20 protein-coding genes are annotated in these 21,114 nt (G+C 65.8%); 11 read left to right on the top strand and 9 right to left on the bottom strand.

Annotated elements, in window-relative coordinates:
* Positions 1–266: 266 nt before the first annotated feature.
* Positions 267–818, bottom strand: a complete 552-nt coding sequence (locus ACQR1F_RS06065; RefSeq protein ID WP_434840027.1) for a CreA family protein — start codon at positions 816–818, stop codon at positions 267–269.
* Positions 819–1,044: 226 nt separating this feature from the next.
* Between ACQR1F_RS06065 and ACQR1F_RS06070 the strand changes: the two genes are divergently transcribed.
* From ACQR1F_RS06070 to ACQR1F_RS06085, 4 genes are all read left to right on the top strand, one after another.
* Positions 1,045–2,796: a L,D-transpeptidase family protein gene (locus ACQR1F_RS06070; protein ID WP_434912673.1), complete on the top strand. Its 1,752-nt coding sequence runs from the start codon at positions 1,045–1,047 to the stop codon at positions 2,794–2,796.
* A gap of 154 nt (positions 2,797–2,950) precedes the next feature.
* Entirely contained in the window at positions 2,951–3,526 is a 576-nt protein-coding gene (locus tag ACQR1F_RS06075) for a glutathione peroxidase (RefSeq protein WP_316180865.1), read from the top strand.
* 160 nt (positions 3,527–3,686) lie between these two features.
* A complete protein-coding gene (locus ACQR1F_RS06080) occupies positions 3,687–4,643 on the top strand; it encodes a polysaccharide deacetylase family protein (protein WP_315800249.1) in 957 nt (318 codons plus the stop codon).
* A gap of 19 nt (positions 4,644–4,662) precedes the next feature.
* On the top strand, positions 4,663–5,223 hold the full coding sequence (locus tag ACQR1F_RS06085) for a dihydrofolate reductase family protein (RefSeq protein WP_316180866.1): 561 nt from the start codon (positions 4,663–4,665) through the stop codon (positions 5,221–5,223).
* Positions 5,224–5,232: 9 nt separating this feature from the next.
* Here ACQR1F_RS06085 and ACQR1F_RS06090 read toward each other — a convergent pair whose 3' ends face one another.
* Positions 5,233–5,688: a DoxX family protein gene (locus ACQR1F_RS06090; RefSeq protein ID WP_315800251.1), complete on the bottom strand. Its 456-nt coding sequence runs from the start codon at positions 5,686–5,688 to the stop codon at positions 5,233–5,235.
* A 148-nt stretch (positions 5,689–5,836) separates the two neighbouring features.
* A complete protein-coding gene (locus ACQR1F_RS06095) occupies positions 5,837–8,149 on the bottom strand; it encodes an NADP-dependent malic enzyme (RefSeq protein ID WP_434880873.1) in 2,313 nt (770 codons plus the stop codon).
* Positions 8,150–8,389: 240 nt separating this feature from the next.
* Between ACQR1F_RS06095 and ACQR1F_RS06100 the strand changes: the two genes are divergently transcribed.
* The 3 genes from ACQR1F_RS06100 (at position 8,390) to ACQR1F_RS06110 (ending at position 11,936) form a co-directional block, all read left to right on the top strand.
* Positions 8,390–10,366, top strand: a complete 1,977-nt coding sequence (locus ACQR1F_RS06100) for a hypothetical protein (RefSeq protein ID WP_434912674.1) — start codon at positions 8,390–8,392, stop codon at positions 10,364–10,366.
* 304 nt (positions 10,367–10,670) lie between these two features.
* Positions 10,671–11,015: a hypothetical protein gene (locus ACQR1F_RS06105; RefSeq protein WP_434912675.1), complete on the top strand. Its 345-nt coding sequence runs from the start codon at positions 10,671–10,673 to the stop codon at positions 11,013–11,015.
* Between the two features lie 294 nt (positions 11,016–11,309).
* Positions 11,310–11,936 carry a LysE family translocator gene (locus tag ACQR1F_RS06110; RefSeq protein WP_434872688.1) on the top strand — a complete coding sequence of 209 codons (627 nt, stop codon included), beginning with the start codon at positions 11,310–11,312 and terminating at the stop codon, positions 11,934–11,936.
* A 95-nt stretch (positions 11,937–12,031) separates the two neighbouring features.
* Here the strand turns inward: ACQR1F_RS06110 and ACQR1F_RS06115 are convergent, their stop codons facing one another.
* The 4 genes from ACQR1F_RS06115 to ACQR1F_RS06130 form a co-directional block, all read right to left on the bottom strand.
* A complete protein-coding gene (locus ACQR1F_RS06115) occupies positions 12,032–12,475 on the bottom strand; it encodes a hypothetical protein (protein WP_315800255.1) in 444 nt (147 codons plus the stop codon).
* 256 nt (positions 12,476–12,731) lie between these two features.
* A complete protein-coding gene (locus ACQR1F_RS06120; protein ID WP_315800256.1) occupies positions 12,732–12,971 on the bottom strand; it encodes a hypothetical protein in 240 nt (79 codons plus the stop codon).
* 197 nt (positions 12,972–13,168) lie between these two features.
* On the bottom strand, positions 13,169–14,725 hold the full coding sequence (locus ACQR1F_RS06125) for an ABC transporter substrate-binding protein (protein ID WP_434912676.1): 1,557 nt from the start codon (positions 14,723–14,725) through the stop codon (positions 13,169–13,171).
* Between the two features lie 419 nt (positions 14,726–15,144).
* The gene (locus ACQR1F_RS06130; RefSeq protein ID WP_434840041.1) at positions 15,145–15,342 is read right to left on the bottom strand and encodes a hypothetical protein; all 198 of its coding nucleotides are present in this window, start codon (positions 15,340–15,342) and stop codon (positions 15,145–15,147) included.
* On the opposite strand from ACQR1F_RS06130, the gene ACQR1F_RS06135 reads away from it, so the two are divergent.
* Positions 15,310–15,402 (top strand): hypothetical protein, encoded by a 93-nt coding sequence (locus ACQR1F_RS06135; protein WP_316181021.1) that lies wholly within the window; start codon positions 15,310–15,312, stop codon positions 15,400–15,402. The two genes, ACQR1F_RS06130 and ACQR1F_RS06135, sit on opposite strands and share 33 nt — an antisense overlap.
* 167 nt (positions 15,403–15,569) lie before the next feature.
* Here ACQR1F_RS06135 and aspS read toward each other — a convergent pair whose 3' ends face one another.
* Entirely contained in the window at positions 15,570–17,357 is a 1,788-nt protein-coding gene (gene aspS, locus ACQR1F_RS06140; protein ID WP_434883179.1) for an aspartate--tRNA ligase, read from the bottom strand.
* 264 nt (positions 17,358–17,621) lie between these two features.
* Between aspS and ACQR1F_RS06145 the strand changes: the two genes are divergently transcribed.
* Both ACQR1F_RS06145 and rnd read left to right on the top strand, forming a co-directional pair.
* Positions 17,622–19,097 carry a protein adenylyltransferase SelO gene (locus ACQR1F_RS06145; protein WP_434912677.1) on the top strand — a complete coding sequence of 492 codons (1,476 nt, stop codon included), beginning with the start codon at positions 17,622–17,624 and terminating at the stop codon, positions 19,095–19,097.
* A gap of 398 nt (positions 19,098–19,495) precedes the next feature.
* Positions 19,496–20,644 (top strand): ribonuclease D, encoded by a 1,149-nt coding sequence (gene rnd, locus ACQR1F_RS06150; protein ID WP_315800260.1) that lies wholly within the window; start codon positions 19,496–19,498, stop codon positions 20,642–20,644.
* A 91-nt stretch (positions 20,645–20,735) separates the two neighbouring features.
* Here rnd and ACQR1F_RS06155 read toward each other — a convergent pair whose 3' ends face one another.
* Positions 20,736–20,903: a hypothetical protein gene (locus tag ACQR1F_RS06155; RefSeq protein WP_315800261.1), complete on the bottom strand. Its 168-nt coding sequence runs from the start codon at positions 20,901–20,903 to the stop codon at positions 20,736–20,738.
* Positions 20,904–20,931: 28 nt separating this feature from the next.
* Here ACQR1F_RS06155 and ACQR1F_RS06160 point away from each other — a divergent pair, with 28 nt between their 5' ends.
* Positions 20,932–21,108, top strand: a complete 177-nt coding sequence (locus ACQR1F_RS06160) for a hypothetical protein (protein WP_315800262.1) — start codon at positions 20,932–20,934, stop codon at positions 21,106–21,108.
* Positions 21,109–21,114: the final 6 nt, after the last annotated feature.

Raw genomic sequence — 21,114 nt, forward strand, 5'->3', positions numbered from 1 at the left:
CCCAGCTCACCACGGCAACCCAGCAGCGCGGCGCGTTGGGAGACGACGTTGCTCCCTCAGGGTCACCATGGACAAGCGCTTGCACACACCCAAGCCGAAGGTATCTCGCCGCAGCTCCCTGGCTACGCCGATGGCGCAGCAGCGGACCGAGAGCTACGCTGCCTCGGCCCCACAGAGCTTGGTGCGGCTGATCGGCTGCCACGATCCCGCCAAGCACAAATTGCCCAGCGAGGCTTTCGGCAGCCGATCGTCTCTTGGCACATCCCTTATTGAATGAAATCGCCGCACTTCTGGACTGCGCCGTCATCGGCTTTGCCCCAAGGCATGATCGGGACGGAGGAGGTCGAGTTCTTCGGCGAGCCCTCGATCAGCCTGTCCGAGTAGACCATGTAGACCAGCACGTTGCGCTTGGCGTCGCAGCCGCGAACGATCTGCATCTTCTTGAAGAACAGCGACCGCCGCTGCCGGAACATGTCGTCGGCCTGTTCGAGCTTGCGCTTGAACCTGATCGGGCCGATCTGCCGGCATGCGAGCGAGATGTCGGAGACCTCCTCGGCCAGGCCCAGCCAGCCGGCATATCCGCCCTTCTGCGGCACCGTGAAGTGGCAGGCGACGCCCTCGACCTCTGGATCATCAACGCCATAGGTCGCGAGCTTGTCATTCGGGCTGAGCAATTTGAACACGGTCGACCGACGGAAGATCAGATCCGGCTCGTCTGCGGCGTATGCTGAGATGACAGGCGAGGACAATCCGATAAGCAGTAGGTAAGCGAGGGTTTTCAGCCACAGATCAAACCGTTTGGTGGCTCTGAACGACATGTCGGTCTCCGTTATACCGCCGATGCTCGGCATACCGCCCATGTAGGGACACAAATGCCTGCAAGGAAGGCGCTCCAGCCCGTGACCTTCCACTACCCGTTTAACGGGATGTGAGGCTTTTCTGCTACGATTGGAACGAAATCACGCAGGGCAGAAGCCCCAAGCTGGTGAACGCAGACTCCGTCTGCGACACTAAAGACCAGATGGTTCTTGAGGATTTGCCGGAATGCTCTGCGTTCGTGCGGCCGCCAGGGGGCGGTTCTATTGTGCAGCAATCGTTTCAGTTCCGCTTGCCCTCGCAGCGACTTCACAGGCTGACGCAGCGTCTTATTACTACTGGAACGACTCTCAGCCCGTCGCCATTGCTCCGACCTTACGCCCGGCCGCGCCGCGCAAGGCCAAGGCGCGCCACCTCGACAAGCTGAAGACCGAGAAGGAGGCTGCCAAGCCGCAAGGGCCGGTCACGATCGCGGTGTCGATCAACAAGCAGCAGCTCAAGGTCTACGACGCAAACGGTCTGTTCGCGGAAGCGCCGGTCTCGACCGGCATGAAGGGACATTCCACCCCGATGGGCGTGTTCAGCGTCATTCAGAAGCAGAAATTCCATCGCTCCAACATCTATAGCGGCGCCCCGATGCCGTTCATGCAGCGCATCACCTGGTCGGGCGTCGCGCTCCATGCGGGCGTACTGCCCGGCTACCCGGCCTCGCATGGCTGCATCCGCATGCCGCCAAGCTTTGCAACCCGATTCTATGGCTGGACGCGGATGGGATCCCGGGTCCTGGTCACGCCGAACGAGGTGGCTCCTGCGAGTTTCTCGCATCCGATGCTCGCTGCACTGAAGGCGCCGCAGCCGAGCGCATCGGTGCAACCCGATGCGACTGCGCCGGCGGCGATCAAGTCGGACAAGGGCGCGGCCGTCACCACCGCGATCACAGTCGCGACGACGGATCTGCGCGCCACGATCGGTCATGCCGAGAGCCCGCGCTCCGGCGAAGGATCGCCCGCCGCGTCGCGCCAGGTGCAGACCGCCGACGCCGCCAACGCCAACGGACTCCCACCGATGGTCTCGGATGCTTCCCCAAGCGTCGAACCATCGCGCTCGCCACCGGTGGAGGTTCAAAGCAATACTGCCGATCTGAAGCCCAGTGTCGCCGAGACCAAGATTGAGCCTGCGACCGCCGACGCAGAGGCCAAGTCTGCCCCCGGCGACGTCGCTCCGGCGAGCGAGCCAACGAATGCTGCGCAGGTGGCCGCTCCGGCTGTCGAGAAGCCGGCTGAGGCATCGAATGCCGAAGCCACCGGTTCGACCGAACTCAAGCCTGCCGAGTCCAAGCCGCCTGAGTCCAAGTCGGTAGAGTCCAAGCCTGCCGACGCCCCGATCGCGGACCAGCCTGCGTCGCCGTCCACACCGGCGGCAGAGGCACCGGCGAAGGCGGTCGATCCCAACGATCTCGCCAAGGATCAGTCGCGTGTTGCCGCGCCGGACAAGCCGATTGCGCCCAAGCCCGAATTGAAGCGCAACAGCCAGATCGCGATCTTCATCAGCCGCAAGGATTCGAAGCTGTACGTGCGGCAGAACTTCGCTCCGGTGTTCAACACCCCGGTCACCATCGCACCGGGCGACAAGCCGCTCGGCACCCACGTGTTCACCGCGACGGCTGACAAGGCCGATCCGGCGACGATGCGCTGGTCGGTCGTCTCGCTGCCCTCCTCGGCGCGAAGCACCGCGGCGACCGATGGCGCCGCCAAGGCGGTCCGGCGCGGCAAGAAGTCCGCGGGCGCCGATGCCGAGCTGAAACAGGTCGTTCAGCTGAGCAGCGCAGCCGAGGCGCTCGATCGCATCACCATTCCCGCCGACGTGATGGCGTGGCTCGGCGAAGCCCTGTCAACCGGAAGTTCGCTGATCGTCTCCGATCAAGGCATCAACCAGGGCGAAACCGGCGAGGGCACGGACTTCATCCTTTCGCTGCGCTGAAGACCGACGCCGTCCCTCTTTCCGCCCTACGGCAAGGGTATCCCGTGCCGCAACGCAGTCTGATCCAGCGCAACGCCGAAGCCGTTCACGCATCGGCAGGTCGAGCGCGGGCACATTCATGCTGACGGGGCTGGCTCTGCTCAGGGAGATTCACATGATCAATCGCAGGATGGTTGTTCTCGGCATCGGCGCCTCGTTGTCGGGCGCGGCGCTCACGTCGCAGGCGGCTCATGCCGACAATGCGGTGACCAAGATGACCGCCTACCGCTTCTCCTTCCCGGCGCTGGCCGGTGAGCCGATTCGGCTCGCCGATTTCGCCGGCAAGCCGGTGCTGGTCGTCAACACGGCCTCGCAGTGCGGCTACACCCCGCAATACACCGGCCTCCAGAAGCTGTGGAGCGAGTTCCATGAGCGCGGGCTGACGATCATTGCCGTGCCGTCCAACGACTTCAACCAGGAGCCCGGAATCGCCGGCGACATCGCCGAGCTGGCCAACAAGGACTATGGCGTGACCTTCCCGATGACCGCCAAGGCGGTGGTCACCGGTTCCAACGCCCACCCGTTCTACCGCTGGGCCGCCGAGGCGCGGCCCAAAGAGACGCCGCGCTGGAACTTTCACAAATATCTGATCGGCCGTGACGGCTACATCGCCGACGTGTTCGCCTCCTCGGTCGAGCCGACGGAGACGCGGGTCAAGACCGCGGTCGCCCGGCTGCTGGCGAACGGCTGAGCAACACTCGGCAGGAATGCGGCGGAAGCCGGCAACTTCCCCCGTGTTTTTGCCTCGTTTCCTTTTGGCGCCACTCCGGCTGCTGGGCTAATATCCCGGCCGGATGACGGAGCGACTCTCGGCACTGGCGCTCCCGTTGCAACAACCCCGAGGAAACACGATGCGGATTGCAGCAGGATTGGTGTTCGCGAGCTCTTTGGCGGCTTCGCTGTTGACGTCTGGCGTGGCGTGGTCGCAGGCGCAGCGCACGGCGGCGGCACCGACCCCGGCTGCTGCCGCACCCGTACCCGCTCCGGCCGCTGCGGTGCAGACCCAGCCGCCGCGCGCGCCCTGCATGAACCCCGAGGCGCTCGGCGTCGGCCGCACCGTCGAAATCGACACGACCGGCGGTCCAGGCTTCGGCTTCGAGCACTTCAAGGACCTTGACTTCCTGAAGGATCACGAGGTCGTGCTGACCTTCGACGACGGCCCGTGGCCGGAGAACACGCCCAGCGTGCTCAAGGCGCTTGCCGACCAGTGCACCACCGGCATCTTCTTCATCATCGGCAAGCATGCGACCTATTATCCGGAGATCCTGAAGCAAGTCTACAATGCCGGCCATACGGTCGGCACGCACACCTGGTCGCATGCGGCGCTGACCAACAAGAAGCTGACCGAGGATCAGCGCAAGGAAGAGATCGAGCTCGGCATCAGCGCCGTGAAGTGGGCGCTCGGCGGCAACTCGCCGGCGCCGTTCTTCCGCTTCCCGGCCCTGCAGCACCCGCCGGAGATGGTGACCTATCTCGGCACCCGCAACATCGGAATCTTCTCCTGCGATCTCGACTCGTTCGACTTCAAGGCGCGCAATGCGCAGGCGGTGCTCGACGTCACCTTCAAGAAGCTCGACAAGCTCGGCAAGGGCATCATCCTGATGCACGACTTCCACAAGCATACCGCCGAGGCCCTGCCCGAGATGCTGCGCCGCCTGAAGGCCGGCGGCTACAAGGTGGTCGCGATGCGCGCCAAGGCGCCGGTGCAGTCGCTGCCGCAATATGACGAGCAGCTCGCCAAGGTCGCGAAGCTGCCGACGGTGAGCCAAAGGCCGGTCTCGAGCGTTGTGACGACAGTGTCCGAATGAGACAGGATTCCTTTCGTCAGTGACCAAGCTTCGTATCGAAGGTTACGTGATCGTGTCGGCCGACGGGATGTTGGCCGACGCGCACAATGCGATGCCGCCCGCCCTGAAATTCCCCGGCGACGCCGCATTCTTTTCCCAGGCCCTCGATGGCGCCGATCTGATCGTCCATGGCCGCAACTCCTATGAGGACCAGCCGAACTCGCCGAAGCGCCGGCGCATCGTCGTGACCCGCAAGGTCGCGGGGCTGGCGCCGGATCCGGAGAAGCCGCTCTCTACCCTTTGGAATCCGGCGGGCGCCTCCTTCGAAGCCGCCTGTGAAGCCGCGGGCGTCAGCTCTGGCACGGTGGCCGTGATCGGCGGTCCGGTCGTGTTCGAGATGTTCATGGACAGCTACGACAGCTTCTTCCTGTCGCTGGCGCCCCACGTCTCCCTGCCCGGCGGCGCGCCGTGCTTTCCAGGCGTCGGTCCCGACCGATCGCCGCAGCAGGTGCTGACGGCCCACGGCTACACGCCGTCCAATCAGCTGATGCTCGATCCCGCCGACGACGTCAGCGTGACCGCCTGGAAGCGATCCGCTTAAGGCTCCCTCCTAGATATCTCCGTAGGCGCTCTGCTCCGGTGCCTTCGGGCCCTTGCCGTAGCCGAAGATCATGAACAGCGCGCCGATGATCGACAGGTTCTTCAGCGCGTCGATCAGGGTCTTGGCGTTGTCGGGCGGGGTCTGGTTCCAGAAGTCATGGAAGTAGAAGATGGTCGCGCCGACGAACAGGATCATCAGAGCCGCGAAGAAACGCCCGAGAAAGTTGAGCGCGATCATCACACCGGCGAGCACCTCGAACGCGCCGGCCGCGATCGCCAGGATCTGCGGCATCGGCATCTTGGCGGCGGCCTCGAGCTGTGCCGCATAGGGCGCGAGCATCGTGGGAATCGTGACCTTGGCGGCGATCAGATCGGCGGTGGCGGCAATGCCGAACAGCTTGGTCGCGCCCGTGTAGATGAAGATCACGGCGAACAGAACGCGCCCGAACGTAATGAAACCCGGCATTCTCGCCCTCACGGATCAACTTCAAACGATGTGTCGCCGGCCTACAGGGCCGGATATGTGACGTCGCGAACGCTTTTCAACAATAAAGGCGGGCGGAATACGACCGAAACCGGACGAATTCCGCCACACTTCGATCACGCCAACCGCTTTACGCGAACAGCGTCGGCTGCGCCCTCCCCGCCCGCTCCTGGGCCTCGACGGCGGCCACCGCCGTCATGTTGAGAATGCCGCGCGCCGTCACCGATGGCGTGAGGATATGCGCCGGCCTGGCAGGGCCGATCAGGATCGGCCCCACCGGGACCGCATCCGCCAGCACCTTGATCATCTGATAGGCGACGTTGGCGGCATCGAGATTCGGCATGATCAGCACGTTGGCCGAGCCCTCGAGATTGGAATGCGGCAGGATCGCCTTGCGCGCGGTCGCCGACAGCGCGGTGTCACCCTGCATCTCGCCGTCGGCCTCGAGGTCGGGACGATGCTGCTTCAACAGCGCCGTCGCCTGCCGCATCTTGCGCGACGACTCCGTGTCGTAGCCGCCGAAATCGGAGTGCGACACGAACGCGATCTTCGGCTTGATGTTGAAGCGCGTGACGTGGTTGGCCGCCAGCGAGGCCATCTCGGCGAGCTCCTCGGCGGTCGGATCCGGCCGCACCTGGGTGTCGCCGATGAAATAGGCGCCCTTGCTGGTGATGGTGAGCGCCAGCGCCGCGTAGTCGCTGACCCCCGGCATGAAGCCGATGATCTCGCGGACATGACGCAGATGGCTCATGTAGCGGCCCTCGACGCCGCAGATCATCGCGTCCGCCTCGCCCCTGACGACGGCAAGCGCCGCGATCACCGTGGCGTTGGTCCGCACCACCGTGCGCGCTGCATCCGGCGTCACACCACGCCGTCCCGCAATCTCGATATAGCTCTGAACATAGGAGCGGTAGCGCGGATCGTCCTCCGGATTGACGAGGTCGAAATCACGCCCGGCCTTGATCGACAGACCGAAGCGCTTGATGCGGGCCTCGACCACGCTGGGGCGACCGACCAGGATCGGCCGCGCCAGCTTCTCCTCCAGCACCACCTGGGTCGCGCGCAGCACGCGCTCGTCCTCGCCCTCGGCATAGATCACGCGGACCGGCTGCGTCTTTGCCTTGGCGAACACGGGCTTCATCACCAGGCCGGAGCGGAACGCGAAACGCTCCAACAGCGCGGTATACTCGTCGAAATTGGTGATCGGCCGCATCGCTACGCCGGACTCCATCGCCGCCTTCGCCACCGCGGGCGCGATGCGCAGGATCAGGCGCGGATCGAACGGCGACGGGATCAGCGACCCCGGGCCGAAGCCCTGCGTCTCGCCGCTATCGAAGCCGCGGCTCACCGCATCCGAGGGCGGATCCTGGGCGAGCTGCGCGATCGCATCGACCGCGGCCTGCTTCATCGCCTCGTTGATCGCGGTGGCGCCGACGTCGAGCGCGCCGCGGAAGATGAACGGGAAGCACAGCACGTTGTTGACTTGGTTCGGGAAGTCCGAACGCCCGGTACAGATCATCGCGTCGGGCCGTGCGGCGCGCGCCTCCTCCGGCATGATCTCCGGATTTGGATTGGCGAGCGCCATGATCAGCGGCTTCTCGGCCATCTGCTTCAACAGTTCCGGCTTCAGCACGCCGCCAGCGGACAGCCCGAGGAAGATGTCGGCGCCGCCGATGACATCGGCCAGGGTCCGCTTGTCGGTCTTCTGCGCATAGACCGCCTTCCACGGATCCATCAGCGTGTTGCGGCCCTCATGGACGACGCCGTCGATGTCGCAGACCCAGATGTTCTTGCGCTGCGCGCCCATCGACACCAGCAGATTGAGGCAGGCGATCGCGGCGGCGCCTGCGCCCGACGTCACGATCTTGACCTCGGAGAGCTGCTTGCCGGACAGCGACAGCGCGTTCTTGATCGCGGCGCCGACGATGATCGCGGTGCCGTGCTGGTCGTCATGGAAGACCGGGATCTTCATCCGCTCCTTGAGCCGCGCCTCGATCTCGAAGCACTCCGGTCCCTTGATGTCCTCGAGGTTGATGCCGCCGAAGGTCGGCTCCAGCGCCGCGACCGTCTCGACCACCCGGTCGATGGTATCGGCCGCGATCTCGATGTCGAATACGTCGATGCCGGCGAATTTCTTGAACAGGACCGCCTTGCCCTCCATCACCGGCTTGGAGGCCAGGGGGCCAATATTGCCGAGGCCGAGCACAGCGGTCCCGTTGGAGACGACGGCCACCAGGTTGGCCCGCGCGGTCAGCGATGCCGCCTCGGCCGGGTTGTTGGCGATCTCGGTGCAAGCAGCGGCGACGCCCGGCGAATAGGCCAGCGCCAGGTCGCGCTGATTGGCGAGCGGCTTGGAGGCCTGGATCTCCAGCTTGCCGGGCCGCGGCAGGCGGTGATAGGCCAGGGCTGCGGAACGAAGATCTTCAGAATAGGACGACGACATACGTGCTCCAGCGTTTCCGACCCGGATTTTTGGTCTCTTGAGTCTCGGTCAGACGTCGGTTTTTCCGGCCGGTGGAAGCGCATGTGATGCACGCTGGGCGGCTTTCATGCAACATCCGAAACCATGCTCGCCGGCATCCCGGGCCAGCGATTCCCCAATTCGCAGAAGCACATCCCTACTCCATCGATTTCATTGAGACCATCACCACTTGCTGCCTAAGCCTTGGGCGGAGCACATCAAATGACCCGTATCCTGATCGGAATCTTCACGGCTGTCGCGCTGGCCGTCGCTGGCCTTGTCGGCGTGCCCTGGTACGCCCAGAGCCGCGCCGAGCGCGAGGTCGAGGCGAGCTTTGCCCAGATCCGGCAGAGTGGCGCCACGGCAACCCATGGCAAGGTCACCTTCGACCTGTGGAGCCGCAAATTGACAATCGCCGACGTCAAGCTGGAATCGGCGACCCAGCCGCCGGCCAGCGTCACGCTTGGCACCGTCACCGCGACCGGCCTGAGCCAGCCTGATTCCGAGCATGTCACGGCCGCCAGCATCGAGATCGGCGACATCGCCATGGCCGGCCAGATCCCCGGCCCCTCGCCGCTGCGCCTGAGCTACAAGCTGCCGCAACTGGTGGTGAAGGATTACGCCGGCCCGGCGCGGTTCGCGGCGATCCCGGCCGGGGCGGGTGCGCTCGAGACCACCCGCGCCCTCGCCCAACAGCTCGCCACCGTCAGCGCCACCTCGGCCACGGTGCCGCGGGTCACCGGCACGATGGAAGGCGGCGCCGCGGTCGGGCCGACCGAATTCGGCTATTCCGGGCTGGTGGTGGACGGCATCAAGGGCGGCCGCATCGACAACTACAAGATCCAGGAAGTCACCTTCAGCACGGCGGCGCAGCCGCCGAACGGCAAGGTCGAGACGGTGCGCGGCCGCATGCTCGACATCGTGACCAAGGACATCGACGTCAACGCCATCGTCGCCCTGTTCGCGACCGAGTCCGCCAAGGACGATCGTGCCATCCGCCTGAGCGGCTCCGCCGGGATGGGCCTCTACGAGATCACGTCCGATCTCGGCATGCGCATGCACATCGACGCCCTGACGATGGACGAGTTCGGCGTGCGGCCGTCGCGCATCCAGCTGCCCGCGCTGGTCGCTGCCCTGACGCCGACCTCGCCGCGAACGAGCGCCATGACGCCCGACCTCATCGACAAGGTGGCCAGCATCTATGACGGCGTCCTGTTCAAGAACGTCGAGGTCCGAGGTCTGGCGGTCGAGACTCCCGACGGCCCGGTCAAGGTCGCGCTGACGCGGTTCGACCTCGACGACGGCAAGGGCGACGTCGCGTTCGAGGGCTTCGACGGACGGACCCCGAACGGACCGGTCAAGCTCGGCCGCTTCGCGGTCAAGCGCTTCGACATGGGCGGTATGCTGCGCCAGACCGCCAAATTCGCCGTGCCCGGCGCCAAGCCCGGTGCGGCCGAAGCCCTGGCGCTGTTCAAGCTGATCGGCGGCATCGAGCTGAAGGGGCTGACGACCTCCTACAAGGCGAGCACCAAGCCGGTGCAGATCGACAATTTCAGCCTCGACTGGGGCCAGTTCGTCGGCCCCATCCCGACCAAGGCGCACCTCGTGGCCAAGATGGCCGGACCTCTGGATGCGTCCAATCCGGCGCTGCTGCCGCTCCTCGTCGCCGGCATCGACACCGCCGCGTTCGACGCCGATCTCGGCCTCGGCTGGACCGAGAGCTCGGGTGCGTTCGCGCTCCAGCCCTTCAAGCTCGAGGTCAGCAACCTCATCGCAGCCTCGGCCAATGTCTCGCTGTCGCAGGTGCCGCGCGACGTGTTCACCATCGACCTGCAGCAGGCCACGACGGCAGCGGAGCAGATCGAGGCCAGCGGGCTGGAATTGACCCTGCGCGATCTCGGCGCGGTGGACGTGCTCGTCGCCAACTACGCGCGCGGCCATGCGATCACGCGCGATGCCGCGCGCAAGGCGCTGGTCGACAGCATCAAGGCGATCGGCGCCCAGGTCGCCGCCGACAACATCGATGTCGCCAGCGCCGTCGAGGCCATAAGCCGTTTCGTCCAGACCCCGCGCCAGACCTTCACGCTGAAGCTCTCGCCGCGCGCCAAGGTCCCAGCCCTGCAGCTCGCCCAGCTCATCGCCATCGACCCGCCGAGCGCGCTGGCGCAGTTCAAGATCGAGGCCCAGACCGCACCGTGACTTGAGCCGCGAGGTGAGGGGAGAGTGAGTCCCCGCCTCTCTCCTCCGTCATTACGCATTCCGGGGCGCGCGCAGCGCGAGCCCGGAATGACAACGATGGGATTTGTGCACGGGGCTGACATCGGTACGATGGCGAGGACGGCCTTTGTCCGATGAACGTCCGCGTTCTTCGCATCCCTCATTCAAGTCAACTCGCGAGCCACGCGCGTCCCCGATCCCGCGGCGCGAGCGCCCGAGTTGTCCGGTCGTTCGGCCCTCCTTCGACGAAGAGGGCGCAGGGAATGCCGGGTGCTGGCCGCAACCCATGGCCCGCCTGCGAAAAAAATGCAGGCGGCAGGTACCACAGGTGCTGCCGATCAACCGGCATTCCCTGCGCGGTGGGCTTTTCGGCTGCTTCGCACTCTCCTCGGGGACCGGCTTGTTTGCCCCCGTCATCCGCGCGATGCCGGAAGGCATCTTCCGCGAACTTGACACCAGCATCGGGGTGTCAGGACCACGCGACTTGACCGTCTGCACCGTGCCGTTCGTCGACGCGCGCTATCAGCACGTTGCGAACACGATGCAGCCACCGCCTCCCCGCCTCACGTCTCGTGACGACCGCGAACCGTCCCTCTTCATCGAGGCGGGATGGCCGGAAATGTGGAGGTGATTTGCCCGACGGTGCAAGCGGAATGATTGCGACAAACTAACACGACGGGCAGTTTGCGCATGAGTGAGATGCGGAGATTGCCCGTCGGGCTGGCATCGGCACGATCGGCAACTATCAGTCACGTTCCTCGACAAATCACGCACTATGGGTCCCGGCGTTCGCCGGGACGACAGTTGTGTTTGGCGCTCGACCGCGGCCTGGTGAGCCGGCTACGCGCGCCACTCGCACCGAAGGATGATCAATCGCATCAGCCTTCTGCTGAAAAGGGCCGCCTGCGGTGATAATACGAACGTCATGCCCGACCTCCCCACCTTCCTCCTGTTCCTCTCCGCCGCACTCATCGTCGCGCTGACGCCCGGCCCCGGCATCTTCTATATCGTGGCGCGGACGCTGGCCGGCGGGCGGAGCGAGGGGCTGGCGTCCAGCGTCGGGCTTGGGCTCGGAGGGCTCGTGCACGTGACCGCCGGCGCCGTCGGGCTGTCGGCGCTGGTGATGGCGAGCGCTGAGGCGTTCGCGGTGTTGAAGATCGCGGGCGCGTTCTACCTGATCTGGCTGGGCATCAAGACATGGCGGGAAGCGCGGGTCGCAGGGCCGGCCGAGGTGACGACGACCGGCAGCCGGCCCGCTTTCCGCGAGGGCATCGTCGTCGAGGCGCTCAACCCGAAGACGGCGGCGTTCTTCCTCGCCTTCATTCCGCAGTTCGTCGATCCCACGGGCCACGTCGCCGCGCAGTCCATCGTGTTCGGGCTGATCTCGGTCGCATTCAACACCAGCGTCGACCTGGTCGTGACGTTCTGGGCCGCCAGAGCACGGCACGGTCTCGTCACGCGCCCGAGCCTCGTGACGCGGATGCGGCAGGCGTCGGGCGCCGTCATGTGCGGCCTCGGCGGCGCGCTGCTGTTTGCACGCCGCGCAAGCTGACGCAAACCAGCAGCTCGTTCGCTGTCAGGAAGCGAGCCCGCGGGCAGCGGTGCGGTCGGTGCCTCATCAGCCGATGCTGTCGCAACCGCCCTCACCTAGTCACGGTAGCGACAGAACTCGTCGCCATTTTCGTACTCGTAGCAGATCTTGATACGGCGATACGGCCGGTCCTCGTCGAAGCTGCTTGAACGGCGATCCATGTCGTCGTCGCGCTGCATGCGCGAACTCCTTCCCGTGGTGCGATGGTCCATGTCCTGGTCCATCATGCGGCCCATGCGGTGCTGGCGCATGCGATCCATGCCCATCCGATCGTCGTCGCGCTGTTGCGTGGTCCAATCGCGGTTCACCTTGGTATCTTCGGCGCTCTGCCGCTCGCGCTCCCGGGCCTGGTCCGCCTGCTGGGGCGTGCGTTCGGGCTGCACAGGAACGGCTTGGGACTGGCCCGTTCGAGGCGTGGTGTCGGCCTGCTCAGCCAGAGCTGCGGCGGACACGAAACAAGAGGACAGGAACAGAACGGTCGCTGCTGCTGAAACGCGCATGGTTCATCCTCCATGAGAATGCTCTCTAACCGTGCGGCTCAGGGTTGGTTCTAACGAACTGCCGGCTTTCGATATTGCGCCGCAACGACCGTCGCGGCGCCGCTGTGTCGCCCTATGCGGCGGAGTGAAATCGTGGGCGAACGACGCCGGTTTGAGTATTCCGCAGCCGTTCTTTGTTGCCGTGGCCGCGGCGAAGGCCAGGCACACCAGTCCGAAAGCAGCGTTGCACCTGCCGTCCGGAGCCCGGCGTCCCGCGTCAACCCGAGATCAGGTCGTGGGTGGTTCCACGCCGCCGCCAGTATCTCGCACGCAGCCGCGGTGCGATCTGCCAGGAGAGAATGGCGGCCAGCGCCACGCTCGATGCGATCATGACCGGCATCGCGATCATCGCGTGATCGCTCAGCGGCGTGAGGAGAATGGTCAGGACTCCCGCGCCGAACAGCACAGCCTGAACCATCATGAAGATCATCGCCGAAATCTGTGTTCGCACGGACATTGCAGTCGCCCACAGTTGTTGCGCATGCAATCCAAACCCGAAATCCGGCCAACTGTTCCGCCTCACCATGAGCTCAGGACGGCAGGCCGCAGCCTCGTCCGCCCGAACTCATCGCAGCGGCACCGGAAGTCAGCGGGAAGCGTGGGCGACGCGGCAAGGCCCGGCGATGGCCGTCTTGCCGCGCCCCCCTCCGCGCCTCATTCCAGCTCGATCGCCTGGTAGGTGCCGGTCTCGTCGAGCGCGGTGCCCCAGATCTTGTGCGAGGCCTGGTGCTCGGCGCGTCCGAAGGAGAGCTTGCTGCCGAGCCCGAGGTCGATGCTCTGCATCGACTCCAGCGTATCGACCAGCCGCTCGGTCTCGAGCGGCGTGGTCTGCTTCAGCGCCTGGATCAGGATGCTCGCCGAGATGAAGCCCTCGAGCGAGGTGTAGTCCGGCGCTTCGCCCGGGAAGTACTTCTCCAGCGCGGTCTTGTAGTCGAGCACCAGGCTCGAATAGCCTGCGACCGAGGGAACGCCCTGCGTGACGATGACGCCGTTGGTGTATTTCGCGCCGAGCAGCTTCAGCTCGGCCGCGAGCGACGACGATCCGACCGCCGAGATGTTGGCGTAGATCAGCCCTGGAACCGCCTCGTGGGTCTTCTCGATGAATTTCGCCGCCGCGCGGTCGGTCGCGATCATGATCACGGCCTTGATCGGCGGCTTGGTCTGCGCCTTCAGCTTGCCGACGGCCTCGTCGACGTCCAGCGTGCCGCGCGGAAAGCCGTAGCGGATGATCGGATCGTTGATGCCGTTCGCGCGGAACGCCTTGGCGACACCGTTGGCACCGTCGTCGCCATAGGCGTCGTTCTGCGCGAACACGGCGATCTGCTTCGCCGGGATGCGCTTGACCTTCATCAGGTAGCGCACGATCGCCGCGGTCTCTTCGGCGTAGCTCGCACGATAGTTGAAGACGTAGCGGTCGGGCGGATCGCGGCGGACGACGGCGGAGCCGCTATAGGGCGCGAAGAACAGCGCGCGGCGCTCCAGCGCGTAGGGAATCGCCACCGCGTTGTTCGCAGTGCCCATGTTGCCGATATAGCCGAACACCTGGTCCTTCTCGTACAATTGCGTCATGGCGCCGAGCGTCCGCGTCGGATCATAGCCATCGTCGGCAGCGATCAGCCGCAGCTTGCGGCCGTTGATGCCGCCGGCATCGTTGGCGCGTGCGAACGCGGTCTCGATGCCGAGCTTCATCTGGCGCGCGGACTCCTTGCGGACTCCAGAGAACGGGATGACGGTGCCGAACCGGATCTCAGTATCGCTGACGCCGTGCGGAAGCGGAGGCGGCAGGTTGGCCGTGGGCTGCGTCGACGCGGCCGCGGTCGAGGGAGCCAGCGCGAAGGACAGCGAGGGAGCCGCCGACTGCTGCTGGCTGAGCGACCGCTCCAGCTCTGCCAATTGGCGCTCTGCGGTCTGACAGTTCACCTGCGAGGACGCGACCCGCCCGCGGCCCTCGGCGATGTAGCTGTTGAAGGTGCGGATGAGCCCATCGCGCTCGCCGCCGTTCGAAGAGCCCTGGCGGATCACTTCGCTGAATTGATCGATGATGGTCTGGACGCGTCCCTGGGCGATCTCGCGACACGTCGCGGCCTGACCGACGACCGGACCGACGCGGGCGGCGAGATCACGAACGACATCGGGGGAAATGGGGACAGCAGAGGCGGCAGGGACGAAGAAGCAGGTTCCGAGAAGGAGCGCACACCAGCGAACGGTCATTTTGAACTATCCGTCTTCTTGTGATTGGTTGGCTATGTTCACTACATGAGTCAGACAGGCTTCTATTAAGGACAGGTTGCATAACACCGCAACCGCCATTCGACTGATCGCTGTCGCCTGGAACTCATAGCGAGCCGCACTGCTCGATCGCGTTCTGCGTTGGGTCTCGCAACGCGCCGAACTAACAGCCGGCGCCATCGATTAGTTCTCAGAATCAACACTTTGCCGCGGGGCACGACGGCCCGATCCTGTGGCCGTTCGAAGAGCTCGGCGCGATGCGCGAGAGCGCATCCGGAGCCGCCTCGACGCAATCGAAGGCCCGGACGAAGTTGTTCGCAGTGTTAACCAGCATTAACGCGAGAACATCAAATACGGAGCGACGCCTTCAAGGCTGGGTCATCTTGCACCGGCGTGACGTCCTAACCGGCGACGACATGCCGCAGCTCGGGGCCGATAACGACGAGCCGAGACGGATTGCGCTGTTCAGCTGGATCGAGACGCGCTCGGGGATCGCCTGAGAGGCGTTCGAGCCGCCGGTCGACGCGATCCACCATTTTGTCGGCAAATGGATCGCGTGGGTCGTGGTGGCCCTGCACGTCGCCGCCGCACTGTTTCATCACGCCGTCCGCCGCGACGACGTCCTGACGCGGATGCCGCCGGGCCGTTCGGTGGCATAAGGGAGAACACTGCCGTCGGGTGGGCAAAGGCGCTGCCCTGCTCTCTCCTCACGGCAATCTGCTGGAGCGCCGTGCCCTCCATCTCGCGGCGGATGCGCCGATGGATGGTGGGCACGCCGCCGCTTGACGGCGGCCGCTTTGCCCACCCTACATCGAGCCCTGCCGAACTACTTGTTCGGCAGATTGGTCCTGATGTGCAGCTCGCGAAGCTGCTTGGTCGAAGCCTCGGACGGGGCACCCATCAGCAGGTCCATGGCCTGCTGGTTCATTGGGAACAGCGAGATCTCGCGCAGGTTCGTAGTGCCACACAGCAGCATCACGATGCGGTCGACGCCGGCGGCCATGCCGCCATGCGGCGGGGCGCCGTACTGGAAGGCGCGGTACATGCCGCCGAAGCGGTCGACCACCTCCTGCTCGCCGTAACCTGCGATCTCGAACGCCTTCACCATCGCCGCCGGCTTGTGGTTGCGGATGCCGCCGGAGGCGATCTCGTAGCCGTTGCAGGTGATGTCGTACTGGAACGCCTTGATCGTCAGCGGATCCTGGGTCTGCAGCGCCTCCAGGCCGCCCTGCGGCATCGAGAACGGATTGTGCGAGAAGTCGACCTTCTTGTCGTCCTCGTTGTACTCGTACATCGGGAAGTCGACGATCCAGGCCAGCTTGAACTGATCCTTGTCGGCGAGGTTCAGCTCGTCGGAGACCTTGTTGCGGGCGAGGCCTGCGAACTTCCAGAACTTGTCGGGATCGCCGGCGACGAAGAAGGCGGCGTCGCCTTCCTTGGTGCCGATCTGGCTGCGGATCGCAGCGGTGCGCTCCGGACCGATGTTGTTCGCCAAGGGACCCGCGCCCTCGCCGCCCTCGCGCCACATGATGTAGCCGAGGCCTGGCTGGCCTTCGCCCTGCGCCCACGAGTTCATCCGGTCGCAGAACGCGCGGCTGCCGCCACCCGATGCGGGAATCGCCCACACCTGGTTCTTGGGGTCCTCGAGCATGCGCGCGAACACCTTGAAGCCTGAGCCGCGGAAGTGCTCGGAGACGTCGGCCATCTCGATCGGGTTGCGCAGGTCGGGCTTGTCGGAGCCGTATTTGCGGATCGCTTCCGCGAATGGGATGCGCGGCCAGCCCTTGGTGACCGGCTTCCCCTTGGCGAAATCCTCGAACACGCCGGTGATCACCGGCTCCATCGCCGCGAACACGTCCTCCTGCTCGACGAAGCTCATCTCGACGTCGAGCTGATAGAACTCGCCGGGCAGGCGGTCGGCGCGCGGGTCCTCGTCGCGGAAGCACGGCGCGATCTGGAAGTAGCGGTCGAAGCCCGACATCATCAGCAGCTGCTTGTACTGCTGCGGCGCCTGCGGCAGCGCGTAGAACTTGCCGGGATGGATGCGCGACGGCACCAGGAAGTCGCGCGCGCCCTCGGGCGAGGACGCGGTCAGGATCGGGGTCTGGAATTCGAAGAAGCCCTGCTCCTTCATGCGCCGGCGCATCGAATCGATGATCGCGCCGCGCGTCATGATGTTCTGGTGCAGCTTCTCGCGGCGCAGATCGAGGAAACGGTATTTCAGCCGGATGTCCTCGGGGTAGTCCTGCTCGCCGAACACCGGCAGCGGCAGCTCGTCGGCGGGGCCGAGGACCTCGATGTCGGAAACGTAGAGCTCGATCTTGCCGGTCGGCAGATCGTCATTGTCGGTGCTCTTGTTGTCGGCGCCGGCCGGGCGGCGGCGCACCTTGCCCTCCATGCGCACGACCCACTCCGAGCGCAGCTTCTCGGCCAGGCTGAACGCCGGCGAGTCCGGGTCGACGACGCACTGGGTGATGCCGTAATGGTCGCGCAGATCGACGAACAGCACGCCGCCATGGTCGCGGATGCGATGGCACCAGCCGGACAGCCGGACCGTCTCTCCGATGTTGCTCTCGCGGAGCGCGCCGCAGGTGTGGGTCCGGTAGCGATGCATGGTCGTCCTGAATGGTCGTCGTGAGGAAAAGGGAATCGGCGCAGCCGCAAGGGCGCATTGCCGAATGCGCGCAGGGTTTAGCCGAGCCGCCCCGGCGCGGCAACCGCATGCGCGGCCCCTTTTCCGCCTCGTTGCGGAAAAGGCCGCCTCCCCGGCGCACCGGAGCAACCGGCCGCGCTGCCGCCGAATTGAGCTGGCGCTGAAACGCTCATCTGGCAGCCGTTTGGGCTCGAAAAGCGGCCTCAGCGGGCCTATCTTGGAGCCATGACCGTGCATTTCCCCTTCCAGAATTCCTACGCCGCGCTGCCGGACAATTTCTTTGCCCGGGTGGCGCCGACCCCCGTCGCGGCGCCCCGCCTGATCAAGCTGAACCGGCCGCTGGCCGAGGAGCTCGGCCTCAACCCGACGGAGCTGGAGACGCCGGAGGGCGCCGAGATCCTGGCGGGCAAAACCGTGCCCGAGGGTGCCGAGCCGATCGCGATGGCCTATGCCGGCCACCAGTTCGGGCATTTCGTGCCGCAGCTCGGCGACGGCCGGGCGGTCCTGCTCGGCGAGGTCGTCGACCGCAACGGCGTCCGCCGCGACATCCAGCTCAAGGGCTCCGGCCCGACGCCATTTTCGCGCCGCGGCGACGGCCGTGCGGCGCTGGGGCCGGTCTTGCGCGAATACATCGTCAGCGAGGCGATGGCGGCGCTGGGAATCCCGACCACCCGGTCGCTGGCCGCTGTCGTCACCGGCGAGCAGGTCTATCGCGGCACGGCCCTGCCCGGCGCGGTGCTGACCCGCGTCGCCACCAGCCACATCCGGGTCGGCACGTTCCAGTACTTCGCCGCCCGCCAGGACGTGGACGCCGTGCGCCGGCTCGCCGACCACGTCATCAGCCGGCACTATCCTGATATCGCCGGCACCGAGCGGCCCTACCACGCCCTGCTCGACGCCGTGATCGCGCGCCAGGCCAAGCTGATCGCCGACTGGCTGCTGGTCGGCTTCATCCATGGCGTCATGAACACCGACAACACCTCGGTGTCGGGAGAGACCATCGATTACGGCCCCTGCGCCTTCATGGACGCCTACGACCCCAAGCAGGTGTTTTCCTCGATCGACGAGTTCGGCCGCTACGCCTTCGCCAACCAGCCGCGCATCGCTCTGTGGAACCTGACCCGGCTGGCCGAATGCCTGCTGCCGCTGTTCGGGGACGACAAGGACCAGGCGATCAAGGAGGCCGAGGCGGCACTCGACGGCTTCGCCGCGGAGTTCACCGACGCCCACCAGGCGGGACTGCGGCGCAAGCTCGGCCTGTTCACGCAACGCGAGGGCGACCAGCCGCTGGCGCAGGCGCTGTTCGACGCGATGGCCGCGGCCAAGGCCGACTTCACGCTGACGTTCCGCCGTCTCAGCGACGCCGCCGGCAACGGCGATCTCGGCGAGGTCCGTTCGCTGTTCGAGGATCCCGCCGGGTTCGACGAATGGGCGGCGCGCTGGCAGCAGCGCCTGACCGAGGAACCGCAGAGCCCGGCCGAGCGGCGCGCGGCCATGCGCAAGGTCAATCCGGCCTTCATCCCGCGCAACCACCGCATCGAGGCGGTGATCACGGCGGCGGTCGAGAACGACGACTACGCGCCGTTCGAGGAGCTGCATGCGGTGCTGGCCCGGCCCTATGACGACCAGCCGGACCGGGCTGATTATGCCGATCCGCCGCAGCCGGAGGAGCAGGTGTTGCAGACGTTCTGCGGCACCTGACACGCAGTCTTAACCTCGCGTCCACCATCGCCCTGACAGCGCCCGGGTCCTTAAGAAACGATCAACGCAGCCCCGACAAGTTGAACCAACAAGTCGGGGAGGTCTGAGACGTGGAAGCGCTGGTGTTCGAATTCATGGGTCTGGCGATGATCGCCTTGTGCCTGATCGTGCTCGCGGTGCCCTCGGCGCGCCGGCCTGCGGGCCGCGTCCGGCATCACTGACCGGCCCCCTGCCCGCCCATCATCAACCATAGAGCGATCGGCCGAGACACTGGCGCTTGCGTTCGGGGCGGATTGGGCCGACAAGCGGAGACGAATTTCGTCCCTTACCCTTTGCCGACACCCTTGACTTGTCAGCGTTTTCGGACGACGGCGTAAGAGCCTCGTCATGGATCGTTCATGGACTTGATCACCACCACCGCGGACCTCGCAGCCGCCTGCGCCCGCCTCGCCCGCCACCCGGTCGTCACCGTCGATACCGAGTTCCTGCGGGAAACCACCTACTATCCCCTGCTCTGCGTCGTGCAGATGGCGAGCCCGGACGAGGCCGTGGTGATCGATGCGCTGGCCGAGGGCATCGATCTCAAAGCCTTCTTCGAGCTGATGGCGAACGAGAAGGTCCTGAAGGTCTTTCATGCCGCCCGCCAGGACATCGAGATCATCTGGCACCGCGCCGGCATCGTGCCGCACCCGATCTTCGACACCCAGGTCGCTGCGATGGTGCTGGGATACGGTGACAGCATCGCCTACGACCAACTGGTCGAGCGCATCACCGGCCACCGCCCCGACAAGACCCACCGCTTCACCGACTGGTCGCGCCGGCCGCTGACCAAGGAGCAGGCGCATTACGCCGAGGCCGACGTCACCCATCTCCGCGACGTGTTCGCCGCGCTCGATGCCGACCTGAAGAAGCGCGGACGCAGCGACTGGGTCAGCGAGGAGATGGAGGTCCTGACCTCGCCGAAGACCTACGACTTCCACCCCGAGCGCGCCTGGGAGCGGCTGAAGACCCGCGTCCGCAAGCCGAAGGAATTGGCCGTGTTGATCGAGGTCGCGGCCTGGCGCGAGCAGGAGGCGCAGAGCCGCGACGTGCCGCGCAGCCGCGTGATGAAGGACGACGCCGTCGGCGACATCGCCACCCATGCCCCGACAACGATCGAGAAGCTCGGCAATCTGCGCTCGCTGCCCAAGGGCTTCGAGCGCTCCAAATGGGGCTCCGACATCGTTGCCGCCGTGCAGCGCGGACTGGCGCGCGATCTCGCCGCCCTGCCCAAGCTGGAAAAGCCGCGCAACAACTCCAATGGCGCTGCGATCGTCGAGCTGCTCAAGGTCCTCCTGCGCATGACCTCGGAACGGCACGCCGTGGCGAGCAAGGTCATCGCCACCGTCGATGATCTCGAGCAGATCGCCGGCGATGACAATGCCGACGTCGCTGCGCTGCAGGGATGGCGTCGCGAACTGTTCGGCGAGGCCGCGCTGGCGCTGAAGCACGGCAAGCTCGCGCTCGCCATCGAGAAGGGCCGCGTCGTCCGGGTCGACCGGGCCTGATGGGCGTCGCAGCGGCTATGGCCGGCCGCGTCTTCCCCGAGTCTGCCGAGTTGATTGCAGCAGGCGGCACGGGTGTCCATGATCTCGCCAATCATTCGGCGCTGGTCTGCCCCCTCAACTCCGCCTCGATTGTCTGGGACACCTCAACCAGAGCCATCGAGAGAATGTAGACGCTGGTCGGCAGATTGAGCTGGCGCGCCTTCGCGATGGCTGCCCGGAGGCTGCTCGCCAGCTCTTTGAGCTCTTCCTCTCGGGTCATGTCGTGGTCTCGGTCCTGGAGCTGCCGCGTGAGCAAAGACAATTGCGAACCGCCGGAACAGAAGCTGCTGCGGCTGCTCAGCGAGAATCCGGTCGACCTGCACGTCGTCGAGGCCCTTCGCCTCGTCGTCGCGTTCAACAAGATCAGTGATCCGGCCGATCGTCGTATGATTATCGATCTGGCCGAACGACTCGCCTCAGGATGATACCGC

This window comes from Bradyrhizobium sp. HKCCYLS3013 (assembly GCF_051167615.1).
Classification (GTDB): Bacteria; Pseudomonadota; Alphaproteobacteria; order Rhizobiales; family Xanthobacteraceae; genus Bradyrhizobium.